Consider the following 13,718-nt stretch of genomic DNA (forward strand, 5'->3'; position numbering starts at 1 on the left):
GGCGATAGCCAGCGGGCGCGGTCGAAGCTGGGCCAGCGCCAAGGCCTCGCTTCAGAAATTCTGTAGGTCGTCGCCAGAGACACTGCGGTCCTCTCTCGTCGGAAACCGTTGCGACGCGAGCGCCGCAGGTCCAGAAAGAAGGCCGTTGAATTCCTACTCGATCAATAGACTTATATTCACGGGTCTTATTAGCAAATCTCATGAGGCGCCGATGGTCACCAATCTGCCGACCGAACTGCTGCGGAGCTTCGTGGCCATTGTCGACTCCGGCTCGATGCTGCGCGCGACCGAGCGGGTTTTCGTCACCCAGTCGGCGCTCAGCCTGCAGATGAAGCGCCTGGAGGAGACAGTGCTGACGCCCTTGTTCCACCGCGAGGGGCGGCGGCTGGTGTTGACGCCGGCGGGCCAGACTCTTCTTCCCAGGGCCCGGGAGATCCTGGCGCTGAACGATCGGACGGTGGTCGCCCTGACCGGCGACACCCTGGCCGGACCGGCGCGCGTGGGCCTGGTGCAGGATTTCGCCGAAACCCTGCTGTCGGGCGTGTTGGCGCGATTCACGCAACTCAACCCCGAAACCCAGCTGCAAGTGCGGGTCGCGGGCTCGCCAGAGCTGTTGGGCTTGCTGGAAGCTGACCGGCTGGACGTGGTGCTGTGCATGGGCGCGGCGGACGATCCGCGGGCGGCCCGGGTGGTCCCGATGGTCTGGCACGGCGACACCGGCCTAGCCGAAGCCGACGTCCTGCCGATCGCCATCCTGGAATCGCCGTGCCGCTTTCGCGACGCCATCCTGGCGGCGCTGGAGCGTGATGGCCGTCCCTATCGCATCGCCATGGAGACACCCAGCCTATCGGCCCTGCGCGCGGCGGTGCTGGCGGGGTTGGCGGTGACCTGCAGGACGTCGCTGTTCCTGCCGGATCGCGCGCCGCTGGCCAGCAACCGGCTGCCGCCGCTCCCGGAGGTCGCCTACGTCCAGCGCGCCAATGATACGCCGCATGCGTCGGTCGCGAAGCTCGCCCAGCTCATCCATAGCGCGGCCCTGGACCTCTAGCGGCGTAGGGCCGTCAGCACCGTTTCAGCGACCGCGACGGTCTGGGCGCGGATGTCCGGAACGGCTGTGGTTTCCCATGACGCACCGCGCGTGGCGGGACCGACCGCGAGCAGGGTGGGCGAAGCCTCGCCGGAGACGTCGCGCACGCGGGCGTGGTCGTCGACGTCGAACCCCAGTCGAAGCGGGTCGGGCCGCGCCAGGCCTCGCCGAACCAGGTCCTGGATCAGCGGATCGCTTGAGGCGAGCACGTCGCTGGTCGGACCGGTGCAGTTGATCACCGAGGCGGCGCGGAAAACGTAACCGCCTTTCTCGCCGCGACCGCGCCATCGACAGAGCGCGAAGGCGTCTGGCTCCAGCGACAGGTCGCGGATCTTGCCGGCGGCCAGGGTGAGTTGGCCGGTGGCGCGCATGGCGCCAATCCGGCGCGCGACCAGGGGCGCAAGCCGATGGCGATGGATCTCCCAGAATGGGCGAGCGTGTCGCAGGAAGGCCTGCTTCTCGTCCACGGACCAGCTACGCCAAAGGGCTTGGGTCACCGGCCGCATCGCGTCGATCGCGGTGCGCCAGCCGTGCTCGGCCGCCGCCCCCCTTAGCCAGGCGAAGGCCGCCAGCGGCGAAAGGTCGTTCGCCGGCGGGGCGGGCAGGGTCAGCGGCGGCGCGCCGTCGTGCTCCAGCGGCGCCAGACCGCGCCGGGACAGGGCCAGCATCGGGCGACCGTGCTGGGCGTCGTTCAGGGAGAGCGCGACGTCGACCATGGTCAGGCCCGTGCCGATCAGCAGCACCGGACCCTTGGGCAGGGGGGCGGCGTTCCAGCGCCAGGGATCGGCGATATAGGCGCTGGACGCCGCGAACGCCTCGCTGACGCCTGGTGGCCGAGCGGGTGGCGGATTGCCCAGCGCTAGCACTACCGCGTGCGCGGTGACCGCGCGGCCCATGGCGCACTGCAGCCGCCAGCCGTCGCCGCCGGGCTCGATGCCCACGACAGCGTCCGGCGTCACAACCAGTCGCCCTGCGCCGGCCGGACCTTCGGCGATCTCCGCGACCAGGGCCTGCAGGTAGCGGCCGTAGTCCTCGCGTGTGGCGAAGTCCGCCGGCCCCATGGCGAAGTTCCGGGCGCGCAGCCACCGGACGAAGTGCCCTGGATCGTCGGGCCAGGCGCTCATATTGCCCGCCCGAACATTGAGTCGATGTCCCGGATTGTGGGTCGAATAGGCCGCTCCGAGGCCGACCGGCGTGCGCCGCTCGAATAAAATGACCTTCGCGTCGGGCGAGCGACGCAGGATGTTGAGGGCGGTCATCACGCCGCTGAACCCAGCGCCGACAACGGCGATGACGGGCGCTGCGAAAGAGGGCATTCGGCAAAACTCTATGAAATTAGTAGGGATTTTGTCGATGATCCCGAGCCGAGTTGCAACCCGCCTTCTCGATATGTGCTCCGCAAATGCCGCATATTGCGAGGGGCGATATATAAAACGCTGAATTTGCTCGGAGAAATACTGGGTCGCTCCCCTGCCGCCCGCCGACCATGGTTCCTCTGGCCAGCCTCAAGGGCCGGTTTTCAAGGAGGTTCACATGACCGCCGTCCTCGACAAAATCCAGCAGACCGGCCTGAGCGTCGTTCCCGTCAGCCCGACGATCGGGGCCGAAATCGGCGGGCTCGATCTGCGCCGGCAGCTCGACCGCGAGCAGCGCGATGCGCTCAAGGCGCTGCTGCTGCGCCACAAGGTCCTGTTCTTCCGCGACCAGGATATCAGCCGCGATCAGCAACTGGCCTTCGCGGCCAACTTCGGCGAGGTCTACGCCCACCCGGTGGGCGGCGTGGAGACCCATCGAGCGGTGCAGCCCATCTCGGCCGAGGCGCTGAAGAAGTACGACATCCGCGAGAACCACTGGCACACCGACACCAGCTGGCGGATCAATCCCTCGTTCGGCGCGGTGCTGAAGGCTGTCCACATTCCCGAGGTCGGCGGCGACACGATCTGGGCCGATGGCCATGCGATCTGGAAAGGCCTGCCGGAAGACCTCAAGGCCCGGATAGACGACCTCTATGTCGTCCACGACTACCAGGACGCCCTGGCCAAGGCCGGAGAGCGCTATCCGCTGGTGGCGCACCCCGCGATCCGGACCCATCCGGAGACGGGTGAGGAGATCTTCTGGATCAATTTCGGCCTCAAGCCGCGCTTCGTCGACCTGGCCCCGGAAGAGAGCAGGGCGCTGCTGGCCCGCCTCTATGACGAGGTCAAACGACCCGAGCATCAGGTGCGCTTCCGCTGGAAGCCCAACTCGGTGGCCCTGTGGGATAACCGCGCGGGCCTGCACTACGCCGTGCGCGACTACGGCGACTTCCCGCGGGTGATGGAGCGCGTGCTGATCGGCAGCGATGACATTCCGCACCGCGAGCGCAAGCCCGCCTAACCGCCAACGCCCGAGGGCCGCGGGCGTCTCTCTACATCACCGACCAAATTGACGACGCCCGGCGAACGAACGGGCGCGGGGGATAGACTCTTGACCTTGTTGCGAGCGCGGACGGCTGTCCGACAGAACCCTTCAAAACTGAATCTCCAGGCGGCCCTGCTGACCTGCGCCTCGGTCCTGGCGCTGGCCGGTCAGGTCCGCGCGGCCGAGACGACGCCCGCTCCCGTGGCGGACGTCCCCGTGACGGACGTCGACGGCGCGGTCGCTTTGGACAGCGTGATCGTCACCGGCGTGCGGGGCGTTCGGCGCACCGTGGCCGACAGCCCCGCGCCCGTCGATGTGATCGGCGGCGAGCAGCTTCTGGCGACCGGCAAGGTGGGCCTCAAGGAGGTGCTGAACACCCTGATCCCGTCCTTCAACTTGCCCGGCATCAATGGCGGCGGCACTTCGTGGACGGTCCGGGCCATCACCCTGCGCGGCTTGAACGGCGACCAGGCCCTGTTCCTGGTCAACGGCAAGCGTCGCCACACCACCTCGCTGATCAACAACCTGGCCCGCGTGGGGCGGGGCGGCGCGCCGGTCGATCTGGACTTCATCCCGGCCTCGGCCATCGAGCGGATCGAAGTACTGCGCGACGGGGCCTCGGCCCAATACGGTTCGGACGCCATTGCCGGCGTCGTCAACATCATCCTGAAGGATGACGCCGAGGGCGGTTCGTTCAGCTACACCGGCGGCCAGAACTTCCTAGGCGATGGCGACACCCGTGCGGCCACGCTCAACTGGGGCCTGCCGCTGGGCGACAAGGGCGGCTTCCTGCACCTGGCGCTGAACTGGAAGAACAACGAGGCGGCCAGCCGCGCCGTGCCTTCGCGCGCCCAGTACATCTATCAACCGACCGTCACGACGGTGAACGGCGTGACCACGGTCACCCCCGATCCGCGCGACGCCAAGGCTGACCGCTATTTCTGGGGGCAGAGCTACGGTCCGGGCGAGGAAGACATTCTCGCGGCCGCCTACAACGCCGAACTGCCATGGGGCGACCTGGAGCTCTATTCCTCGGGCACGCTGAGCCACCGCGCCTCGAAGAAGAACACCGGCAGCTTCCTGCCCAACCTCGCGCCCGTTGCAGGTGTGACGGCTGGCCGCCCGCTAAACCGTAATTCGCTGCCGGAGGTCTATCCGGACGGCTTCAACGCCCTGCGCCGGATCTTCGAGCTGGACTTCCAGACCAGCTTCGGCGCGCGTGGCGAGACGGCGGGCTGGACCTGGGACCTGTCGACGACACTGGCGCAAGACCACGCGCAGCTCGACGGCCAGAACACGCTGAACGCCACGCTCGGTCCGGCCAGCCCGACCTATTTCCACCTGTCGACCCACGAGTTCCGGCAGTGGACCAACAACCTCGACGTCACGCGCGAATTCACCGGCGTGTTGAAGAATCCGCTGCAGGTCTCCTGGGGCCTGGAGCATCGCTATGAGCGATTCCTGATCGAGGCGGGCGACGAAGCCTCCTACATCGTCGGCAATTACGTGATCCCGGCGGGCCAGCCGTTCGCGGGCCTGCGTCCGAACCCGGGCCTGGCCTCCTATGCGGGCACCGCGCCGGAAGACGCGGGCTCCACCCACCGTCACAGCGTCGCGACCTATGTCGATCTCGGGACCAACGTGACCGACAACTGGTACGTCGGCGTCGCCGGCCGCTACGAGCGCTACGGCAAGGGCGTGGGCGATACCGCCAGCGGCAAGCTGACCACACGCTGGGAGTTCCTGCCGGGCTACGCGGTGCGCGCCACGGTGAGCAACGGCTTCCGCGCCCCGTCACTGGGCCAGGTGTTGTTCGCCACCTCGACGATCAACGGCAGCCTGTGCCCGGCGGCGCCGAACAACTTCTTCCGCGGCGCGCCCTGCGTAGCGGGCGAATACCTGACCTTCCCGACCAAGGTGCTGCGCACCGACAGCGCCGAGGCCAAGGCGCTCGGCGCCGAGCCGCTCAAGCCGGAAACCTCGACCAACTACAGTTTCGGGGTGACGGCCGAGCCGTTCGCCGGCCTGCGCCTGACCCTGGACGCCTATGAGATCCAGATCGACGACCGTGTCGTCGACACCAGCAACCTCGACCTGTCGGTCGCCCAGCTGTCTTCGCGCACGGATCTGGCGCCCCTGCTGGCGCGCTTCCCGCAGGGCCTGACCGCGACCTACTACACCAATGCCGTCTCGACCCGGACGACGGGGGTCGATTTCGTCGGTGAGTACGGCTTCAGCCTTGGCGACCTTGGTCGGCTGAACCTCAACGCCGCCTACGCCTTCAACAAGACCAAGATCACCAAGCTGAAAGCCACGCCCGCCGTGCTGACGGCGGTGAACCCCAATCTCGTCCTGTTCGACCGACAGAAGATCGCCGACCTGACCATCGGCACGCCGCGCGAGAAGATTATCGTCGGAGCCCAGTGGTCGCGCGGCGACTGGAGCGCCAGCCTGCGGAACACGCGCTATGGCCGCTACACCGAGGCCGGCACATCCGCCAGCCTCGACCGCACCTTCAGCCCGAAGTGGACCACCGATCTCGACATCGCCTGGCAAGTTCGGGAGTCGACCAACATCGCCATCGGGGCCAACAACCTGTTCGACAAGCATCCTGACAAGGTCGGGATCGTCAACGCCGACACGGGCACGGGCCAATTCGGCATCTTCTCGCCCTTCGGCATCACCGGCGGCTACTACTACGCCCGCCTGACCCAGCGTTTTTAGGGGAGGGCGTAATGGATCGACGTCAACTCATCGCCGGCCTTGCGTTCGGCGGTCTCACCGCCGGCCTGGGAGCATGCGCCAAGGGGCCTGGCGGCCAGCCGGTGCTGAAGGTCGGCAGCCAACGCGGCGGCACCAAGGCGGTGCTGCTGTCGTCGGGGGCGCTGGAAGGCATTCCCTACAAGATCGAATGGAGCGAATTTCCCGCCGCCGCGCCACTGCTGGAGGCCCTGTCGGCCGGGGCCGTGGACCTGGGCGAGGCCGGCGATGCGCCATTTCTGTTCGCCTATGCCGGCGGCGCAAAGATCAAGGCCGTCCAGGCTGGACGAAGCGGTGGCTCGGCGACCGCCATCCTGGTGCGCAAGGACTCGTCGATCACCTCGCCGGCGCTGCTCCGGGGCAAGAAGATCGCCACCGGACGGGGGTCCATCGGCCACTATCTGCTGTTGCGCGTGCTGGAGAGCGTGGGCCTGAAGCCTACCGACGTGTCGGTCGTTTATCTCAATCCCGGCGACGCCAAGGCCGCATTCACCGCCGGCTCGATCGACGCCTGGGTGACCTGGGGCTCGTATGTGGCCCTGGCGCGGCTGCACGACGCGGCGCGGGTCCTGGTCGACGGCGAAGGGTTGCTCAGCGGTTTCGGCTACGAAGCCGCCAGCGAAAAGGCGATCGCCGAAAAGCGCCCGCAGATCGAGGATTTCCTGAAGCGCCTGGCCAAGGCCCGCCGCTGGGCGGCCAGCAATCCCGACACCTACGGCAAGGTGTTGTCGCGGGAGACGGGCCTGTCCGAAGAGGTCGCGCTCTACACGGTGCGGCAATACCGCATCCTGCCCGTCGCCTTGGGCGACGAGGCGGTACGCGAAGCAAGGGCCGTGCTGGATCGCTTCCGGAGCGCGGGGGCGGTGGCCTCGGCGCGCGACCCGGCGGCCGCGTTCGACGCCTCGTTCAATGGGGCCGTGGCGTGAGCGAGCGCCTGACCCTGGCGACCGATGTGCTGGTCATCGGTGGCGGCCTCGCCGGAACGTGGGCGGCCATGGCGGCGGCGCGCGAGGGGGCTGACGTGGTCCTGGTCGACAAAGGTCACTGCGGGACCAGCGGCGTCACCGCCACGGCCGGTCCGGGTCACTGGTGGGTTCCGCCGGAGCGTCGCGAAGCGGCGGTGGCTGATCGCGTGAAGCGCTCCCTGGGCTTGGGCGATCCTGACTGGATGAGACGGATCCTGGACCTGACCTGGAGTAGCTTGCCAGGCCTGCGCGACCACTACGCCTTCTCGACCGACGATCGAGGCGAGGTGCAATACCGGGCGCTACGCGGTCCGGAGTACATGCGGGCCATGCGCGCCTACGCCCTGGCGGCTGGGGCGAGGATCCTCGACCACCATCCGGCGCTGCAGCTGCTGCGCCACGGTGACGGTTCGATCGCCGGCGCCTCGGGCCTGGCGTTGCGGGGCGAGCGGCCCTGGACCGTCCGGGCGGGCGCGGTGGTTCTGGCCACGGGTGGCACGGCCTTCGCCTCCCGATTGCTGGGTTCGGCGACCAATACCGGCGACGGCTTGTTGATGGGCGTCGAGGCCGGCGCCGACCTGTCGGGCATGGAGTTCACCAACTACTACACGCCCGCCCTGGCCGGCACGAACATGGCCCGGTCGATGGCCTACAGCTTCGCGCGCTGGTTCGATGCCGACGACCGCGAGCTCGACATCCCCAACGGTCCGGACGTCACGCCGCACCTGGCGCGAGCGCTCTTGAAGGGGCCGCTGTTCTGCCGGCTGGATCGCGTGCCTCAGGACATCCAGGCTGTGATGCCCGAAGTGCAGCCCAATTTCGTCTTGCCTTTCCAGCGACTTGGGATCGAAACCTATAGTGATCGCTTCGAGGTGACGCTCCATGCCGAAGGCACGGTGCGCGGCATCGGCGGTCTGCGGGTTGAAGACGAGGACTGTGAAACAGCGGCGCCAGGGCTCTACGTCGCCGGAGACAACGCCAGCCGTGAACTGGTGACCGGCGCGATCTCGGGAGGCGGCGCGGTCAACTCGTCGTGGGCGCTGTCTTCGGGGCAGTGGGCCGGGGCCGCCGCCGCGCGCCGCGCGCGCTCGACAGGTGCGCGCGCGGATGATCTGGCCATCGCGACCGGCCAAGCGGGGCTGACACCGCGTCGTTCGGCCAGTGCGTTTGACGTCCCTGGCGCGGTCGCGGCCGTACGGGCGGAACTGAACGCCTACGACAAGAACATCTTCCGGCGCGGCGAGGTTCTCAGCGCCTCGCTCGAACGGCTGGACGGCATCTGGCGCGAGCTGGCCGACCACGGTCGAGCCGAGGGCAGGGCGGCGCTGCGCCTGCGCGAGGCCGCGGCCCTGGTCGCCGCGGGGCGCTGGAGCAAGGCCGCCGCCCTGGCGCGCCGTGAGAGCCGGGGCATGCACCGCCGCGAGGATGCGCCAGGTCTCGACCCGCGCCTCGCCAGCCGCCAGCGCGCTCTGGGTCTGGAACGAGTGTTCACGCGCTTTGAGACGTCGCCGGCCTCGAATTCCATCAGGGCGGAGGTCGCCTGATGATCGAGGTCGTCATCGACGAGCGCTGCTCCGGCTGCGGGGACTGCGTCGAGGCCTGTCCTAGTGACGTGCTGCGGGTGGGCGAGGGCGGCAAGGCTGTGATCGCGGCCCAGGCCGATTGCCAGACCTGTCTGTTGTGCGAGCTCTATTGCCCGGCCGACGCCCTGTTCGTCTGGCCCGACATCGAGCGCGTGGTCGGGATCACCGCCGAGCAAGCTCTGGCTTCCGGACAGCTAGGCGCGTTCCGGCGGGACCACGGCTGGGGCGAGCATGCCGCCACCCACACCAACCAACACTGGCGGATGGGGGCGATCTTCGAGCGCGCCCGCCTGCTGGCGATCGAACTCGCCGCCGCCAAGACCGCTCGAACCGAGGACGCCCGATGAGCAAGACCCTGAAGGAACGTTTGGCCGATCTCCACGCCGAGCGCGAGCGCACCTGGGATCCGGATGCGCTGAAGATCAATGTCGACCAGCGTCGCACCCTGGTCGAGACGGCCGACCCGGAGCGGTGGGTCAAGGTCGGCGACCGCCTGGAGCCGTTCGTGCTGCGCGACGTGGAGGGCGGCGACCTGCCCCTGGAGCGTCTGATCGAGCGTGGCCCGGCGGTGCTGGTTTTCTTCCGCTTCGCCGGCTGCCCGGCCTGCAATGTCGCTCTGCCGTACTACGAAGAGCGTCTGGCGGCCGGTCTACGAGATCTCGGAGCGACCCTGGTGGCGGTGAGTCCGCAGGTCCCCGAGCGCCTGATCGAGATCAAGGCGCGTCACGGCTTGTCCTTCAAGGTCGCCTCGGATCCGAACAACGACCTCGGGCGCCGGTTGGGCGTCCTCTACACGGCCGACGAGGCCAGCCAGGCGGCGCAGCGCGCCAAGGGCGGCTTCATCGGCGACACGACCGGCACGGGAACTTGGGAGCTACCCCAGCCCACCGTCGTCGTGATCGACCACGAGCGCGTCGTCCGTTTCGTCGATGTCAGCCCCGACTGGCTGGTCCGCACCGAGGCCGAGGTTGTCCTCGAGGCCGTCCGCGACATCACCCTGGTTCCCGCCGAATAGTTCGGAGACATTCCATGACCACGCCCCAAACCTCGCGCCCGGCGAATGATGGTCGCCAGCTGAAGCTCGGCTTCATTCTCCATGGCGTCGGCCCTGGCTGGGGCGACTGGCGTCACCCGGACGCCCAGCCCAGCGCCAGCACCGACTTCCAGTTCTACAAGCGCCAGGCCCAGGTCGCCGAGGCCGGCAAGTTCGACTTCCTGTTCGTCGCCGACAGCGTCTACATCACCGAGAAATCCAGCCCCCACTACCTGAACCGGTTCGAGCCGCTGACCATCCTGTCGGCCTTGGCCGGAGCCACCAACAACATCGGGCTCGTGGCCACCCTGACGGTCAGCTACAGCGAGCCGTTCAACGTCGCCCGCCAGTTCGCTTCGCTGGACCACATCAGCGGTGGTCGCGCCGGCTGGAACGTCGTCACGTCGTGGCTGGAAGGCAGCGCGGCCAACTACAGTCGCGAAAAACACTACGCTCACGACGTCCGCTACCGCCTGGCCGGCGAGTATCTGGACGTGGTTCAGGGGCTTTGGGATTCCTGGGAAGACGACGCCCTGACCTTCGACAAGAAGGGCGGGCAGTTCTTCGATCCGACCAAACTGCACACCCTGAACCACAAGGGCGAGTTCTTCTCGGTGAAGGGGCCCCTGAACATCTCGCGCTCGCCCCAGGGGCAGCCGGTGATCTTTCAGGCTGGCGCCTCGGAAGATGGCAAGGCGTTCGCGGCCAAGCGCGCCGACGCGATCTTCGTCTCGCACGAGGACCTGGACTCGGCACAGGCGTACTACAAGGACATCAAGGCCCGCGCCGCCAGCTATGGCCGCGATCCTGACCAGCTTCACGTGCTGCCGGCCGCGCGTCCGGTCGTCGGTCGCACGGCGGAGGAGGCCGAGGCGCTTTACAAGGACCTCACCGAACTGGTGTCGCTGGACAACGCCCTGTCGATGCTGGCCCGCCCGTTCAACGAGTACGACTTCAGCCAGCACGAGCCCGATGGCCCGTTTCCGCTGGAGGCCGCCGAGTTCGGCGCCAACTCCAACCAGAGCGCGGTGGCCCGCATCGTCGCGGCGGTGAAGGAAGAGAACCTGACCTTGCGCGAGACGGCCCTGCGCTTCGCCACCCCGCGCGGCCACTTCGTCGGCGCGCCCGAACAGGTCGCCGACAGCCTGCAGCAGTGGTTCGAGGGCCGCGCGTCGGATGGCTTCGTGCTGTTCGAGAGCCTGCCGGGTCAGCTGGAGGCCTTCGTCGAGCTGGTCGTGCCGATCCTGCAGGCGCGGGGGCTTTTCCGCACCGAGTACGAGGGGAAGACCTTCCGCGAGAACCTGGAGTTGGACGTCCCCGTCAATCGCTACGCGCCGACGCTCGCGGCCGCGGAGTAGCTCGCCGGTAAGCGGGCGTCGCCAGGGGCGACGTCCGCTTCACGGCGAGCTTCCAAGGTCAGCGTCCGGCGCGACGTCGCCGCGGAAGCCGCCATCGGCCATGGCGGCGAGGGGGGCTTGGGTCGCGGGATGCGACGCGACGGCCTTATCAGCGACCATCCGCCAATAAACAGAGAGCCGCTCCGCAGTCTCGTGGCGAGACTGCGGAGCGGCTCTCAATTTAAGCCTTGGCCAACGCGCTGGCCGCCTTGCCGTCATATCGGCCGCCGAAGCTGGCCTTCAGGTGGGCCATGATCGCCCCGACGTTGGCGTCGGGGTTCTTGGCCCGGAAGTCGTTGATGGCCTCACGCAGTTCCGATTCCGTCATCTGCTTGGGGCCATAAGAGGACAGGATCGCCACTTCGGCTTCAGCCGCCTTGGTCCGCTCGTCCACCTTCGACGCATCGCCGCCGGCTTCGATCAGGCGCGCGCGCTCGGTCGCGAGGTTTTCCAGCGTCAGCTTCGTGTTCTTCAAGAACTTCGCGATGGTTGCGACAACCTTCTCGTCGGTGACTTCCGTCACGCCGCGCTTGAATTCTTCGGTCGTGATCTGCGTGGCTTCGCCGATCAGTGTGGTGAGCACGTCGGCCTTCATACGGTCGTTGAGCTTGCGCGCCGCTAGTTGGTCAGCTTTGAGTGCGTCGAGCAAAGCCATGTCGTCGTCCTTTCGGTTCACTGTATCGGTAGCTGCAGTGGATCGTGCCCGCGGCTCTTCCAGAGCACGGGCGCGGCGTAAGTCACGAGGATCCGAGCTAAATCCCCGCCCCGTTAGCGCAACGGTCTTATATATATCGGATAGGGCAAGGGGCAGCCTGGCTGAACGCATTTTACTGCCAGCCCTCGTGCGCGAGCACGGCGTATGCATTCCCGCACATGACCCTTCCGCGGTGGGGTAGCTGGAAGGCAGGTGTCCAACGCCAACATCCTAGAGGCTCGCCAAGGGCGGCTCCTGGCGCGAACCAGACAGCTTCTCGCTAGGGCGTGACGTCGATGATGACGCGCTTGTAGCGGGTCAGGGCGGGTTTCCCGCTATCGGTGACCGCGACGATCATGTGGATCGTGCCAGTCCGGAAGACCCTGTCCGTGGGGACATTGAACGATGCGGCGGCCTTGTCGGCGTTCTCGATGGCGATCGGTTGACCGGTTCGGCCCGACGAGGTCACGAACGTGCCGGCCTCGCCGTAGTAGAACCACTGGTAGGACAGGGCGTCCCCATCGGGATCGGAGCTCAGGCTCGCATTGAGATCGATCCGTTCGCCGAGCTTGGCGAACAGGCGATCCGAGTGGGTCAGGTTCACGCGCGGCGGATGGTTGGCCTGGGCGTAGGGCTTGATGGTCCAGTCCATGCGGGCGGCGAAGTCGTTCTGATAGGCTGAGCGCCAGCGCCAGATGGTGGCCTTGTTGCTGGTATGCCAATTGCCGTCGGCGCCCATCACCTCGTCCTCGGCGTTCGTCCACAACGGGCGGGTTTCGGGCTGCAGGAACCAGCGCTCCGGACGCGGGGTATAGAGCTCGTAGCGGCCGCCCCAGCCGCCCCAGTCGGGGCGCTCGGGCGCGCTCAGGCCGTTCTGGATCAGGTTCAGGAAGCTGGGCGTGTCGCCTTCCATCATGAACTTCGGTTCGGGATAGGCCGCGCCCAGCGGCCCCTTGGCTCGCACGTTGCTCGCCAGCCAGTCATTGCTGACGACCGAGAAGTCGCCGCCGGCGAAGCGGCCGTGGAACCGGTCGCCGCTGATCCCGCTCCAGGTGGCGAAATGGTAGGCGCCGCCCGCGTGCATGCCGGGGCTGGCGACGTAGGACAGGGTCGGGAAGCTGGCGCGGATCCAGGGGCCGCTGTCGTCCTGGTCGGAGATGGCATAGACGCGCAGCTTGGCGACGAACTTGGCGACCTCGGCGGGCTCGCGGGTGTGGCTCACCTTCCAAAGCGCCTGGGCCAGGGTGTTGGGCCCGCCCCAGACGAGCACCCAGACCGGGCGCGGGTCGGCGCGGTCAACGGCGGCGATGATGGCTTGCGAGCCTGGACTGTCGCGGCCTTCGCCGACCCCGGTCAAGCCGTAGACCGCCAGGCCCTGGGTGACCACGTCAGCCAGCTTCTTTTCGGTCGGAAAGCCCGGTTCATGGCGTTCGAGGTTGTCGCGGACGGCCCCATAGGCCGCCACGATCTCGCGGATCTTCTGGGGCGCGACGTGGTCGCGCAGGTGGATCGAGGTGGTCGCCACCAGTCCCTCGACGTCGAACTGGTTGGCGTAAGTGAGGAAGCGGACCAGGGACTCGGCGTCGTCGGGTTCGTTCTCGATGTCGGTGAGCACCACCACCCGCGTCCGATCGGGCTTGGCGGCCGCCTCGGCCGCGAGCGTGAGGGACGGGCCGAGAAGCATGGCCGCGAACCCCAGGGGCGCGATCCAGCGCGAGCGTGCAGATCCCATCAGACGGCTCCTGTTTCGTCGCGGCCGGTCCGCGACCATAGGCTAAAAAAGGGGCCGCGACGCGGGG

11 protein-coding genes are annotated in these 13,718 nt (G+C 67.8%); 8 read left to right on the forward strand and 3 right to left on the reverse strand.

Features of this window, described 5'->3' with window-relative positions; all coding sequences use genetic code 11:
• Positions 1 to 211: 211 nt before the first annotated feature.
• Positions 212 to 1,048: a LysR substrate-binding domain-containing protein gene (locus AC1RRV_RS12785; RefSeq protein ID WP_492860019.1), complete on the forward strand. Its 837-nt coding sequence runs from the start codon at positions 212 to 214 to the stop codon at positions 1,046 to 1,048.
• On the opposite strand, the gene AC1RRV_RS12790 is transcribed toward AC1RRV_RS12785, so the two are convergent.
• Complete coding sequence (locus AC1RRV_RS12790; protein ID WP_492860020.1) at positions 1,045 to 2,403, reverse strand: FAD/NAD(P)-binding protein; 1,359 nt, start codon at positions 2,401 to 2,403, stop codon at positions 1,045 to 1,047. The genes AC1RRV_RS12785 and AC1RRV_RS12790 overlap by 4 nt on opposite strands.
• A 217-nt stretch (positions 2,404 to 2,620) precedes the next feature.
• Between AC1RRV_RS12790 and AC1RRV_RS12795 the strand changes: the two genes are divergently transcribed.
• The 7 genes from AC1RRV_RS12795 to AC1RRV_RS12825 all read left to right on the forward strand — a co-directional run bounded on the left by AC1RRV_RS12795 (position 2,621) and on the right by AC1RRV_RS12825 (position 11,186).
• Complete coding sequence (locus AC1RRV_RS12795; RefSeq protein ID WP_492860021.1) at positions 2,621 to 3,463, forward strand: TauD/TfdA dioxygenase family protein; 843 nt, start codon at positions 2,621 to 2,623, stop codon at positions 3,461 to 3,463.
• Positions 3,464 to 3,553: 90 nt separating this feature from the next.
• Positions 3,554 to 6,211 (forward strand): TonB-dependent receptor plug domain-containing protein, encoded by a 2,658-nt coding sequence (locus AC1RRV_RS12800; RefSeq protein ID WP_492860022.1) that lies wholly within the window; start codon positions 3,554 to 3,556, stop codon positions 6,209 to 6,211.
• An 11-nt stretch (positions 6,212 to 6,222) separates the two neighbouring features.
• Positions 6,223 to 7,173, forward strand: a complete 951-nt coding sequence (locus AC1RRV_RS12805) for an ABC transporter substrate-binding protein (protein WP_492860023.1) — start codon at positions 6,223 to 6,225, stop codon at positions 7,171 to 7,173.
• Complete coding sequence (locus AC1RRV_RS12810) at positions 7,170 to 8,756, forward strand: FAD-dependent oxidoreductase (protein WP_492860024.1); 1,587 nt, start codon at positions 7,170 to 7,172, stop codon at positions 8,754 to 8,756. Before AC1RRV_RS12805 ends, AC1RRV_RS12810 begins: the two co-directional genes overlap by 4 nt.
• The gene (locus AC1RRV_RS12815) at positions 8,756 to 9,142 is read left to right on the forward strand and encodes a 4Fe-4S dicluster domain-containing protein (protein WP_492860025.1); all 387 of its coding nucleotides are present in this window, start codon (positions 8,756 to 8,758) and stop codon (positions 9,140 to 9,142) included. The genes AC1RRV_RS12810 and AC1RRV_RS12815 overlap by 1 nt, the downstream gene beginning before the upstream one ends.
• Positions 9,139 to 9,810, forward strand: coding sequence for a peroxiredoxin-like family protein (locus tag AC1RRV_RS12820; protein ID WP_492860026.1), 672 nt, complete (start codon positions 9,139 to 9,141; stop codon positions 9,808 to 9,810). The genes AC1RRV_RS12815 and AC1RRV_RS12820 overlap by 4 nt, the downstream gene beginning before the upstream one ends.
• Positions 9,811 to 9,824: 14 nt before the next feature.
• Positions 9,825 to 11,186, forward strand: a complete 1,362-nt coding sequence (locus tag AC1RRV_RS12825) for an LLM class flavin-dependent oxidoreductase (protein ID WP_492860027.1) — start codon at positions 9,825 to 9,827, stop codon at positions 11,184 to 11,186.
• Between the two features lie 220 nt (positions 11,187 to 11,406).
• Here the strand turns inward: AC1RRV_RS12825 and AC1RRV_RS12830 are convergent, their stop codons facing one another.
• Entirely contained in the window at positions 11,407 to 11,880 is a 474-nt protein-coding gene (locus AC1RRV_RS12830; protein ID WP_492860028.1) for a GatB/YqeY domain-containing protein, read from the reverse strand.
• Between the two features lie 319 nt (positions 11,881 to 12,199).
• The gene (locus tag AC1RRV_RS12835) at positions 12,200 to 13,651 is read right to left on the reverse strand and encodes a DUF1593 domain-containing protein (protein WP_492860029.1); all 1,452 of its coding nucleotides are present in this window, start codon (positions 13,649 to 13,651) and stop codon (positions 12,200 to 12,202) included.
• Between the last annotated feature and the right edge of the window lie 67 nt (positions 13,652 to 13,718).

This window comes from Caulobacter sp. GW821-FHT11E10 (assembly GCF_058808375.1).

What these genes read in the sequence shown, in the direction of transcription:
- AC1RRV_RS12785 (WP_492860019.1), top strand. Translation starts at nt 212, where the DNA reads ATGGTCACCAATCTGCCGACCGAACTGCTGCGGAGCTTCGTGGCCATT.
- AC1RRV_RS12790 (WP_492860020.1), bottom strand. Translation starts at nt 2,403, where the DNA reads ATGCCCTCTTTCGCAGCGCCCGTCATCGCCGTTGTCGGCGCTGGGTTC.
- AC1RRV_RS12795 (WP_492860021.1), top strand. Translation starts at nt 2,621, where the DNA reads ATGACCGCCGTCCTCGACAAAATCCAGCAGACCGGCCTGAGCGTCGTT.
- AC1RRV_RS12805 (WP_492860023.1), top strand. Translation starts at nt 6,223, where the DNA reads ATGGATCGACGTCAACTCATCGCCGGCCTTGCGTTCGGCGGTCTCACC.
- AC1RRV_RS12815 (WP_492860025.1), top strand. Translation starts at nt 8,756, where the DNA reads ATGATCGAGGTCGTCATCGACGAGCGCTGCTCCGGCTGCGGGGACTGC.
- AC1RRV_RS12820 (WP_492860026.1), top strand. Translation starts at nt 9,139, where the DNA reads ATGAGCAAGACCCTGAAGGAACGTTTGGCCGATCTCCACGCCGAGCGC.
- AC1RRV_RS12825 (WP_492860027.1), top strand. Translation starts at nt 9,825, where the DNA reads ATGACCACGCCCCAAACCTCGCGCCCGGCGAATGATGGTCGCCAGCTG.
- AC1RRV_RS12830 (WP_492860028.1), bottom strand. Translation starts at nt 11,880, where the DNA reads ATGGCTTTGCTCGACGCACTCAAAGCTGACCAACTAGCGGCGCGCAAG.
- AC1RRV_RS12835 (WP_492860029.1), bottom strand. Translation starts at nt 13,651, where the DNA reads ATGGGATCTGCACGCTCGCGCTGGATCGCGCCCCTGGGGTTCGCGGCC.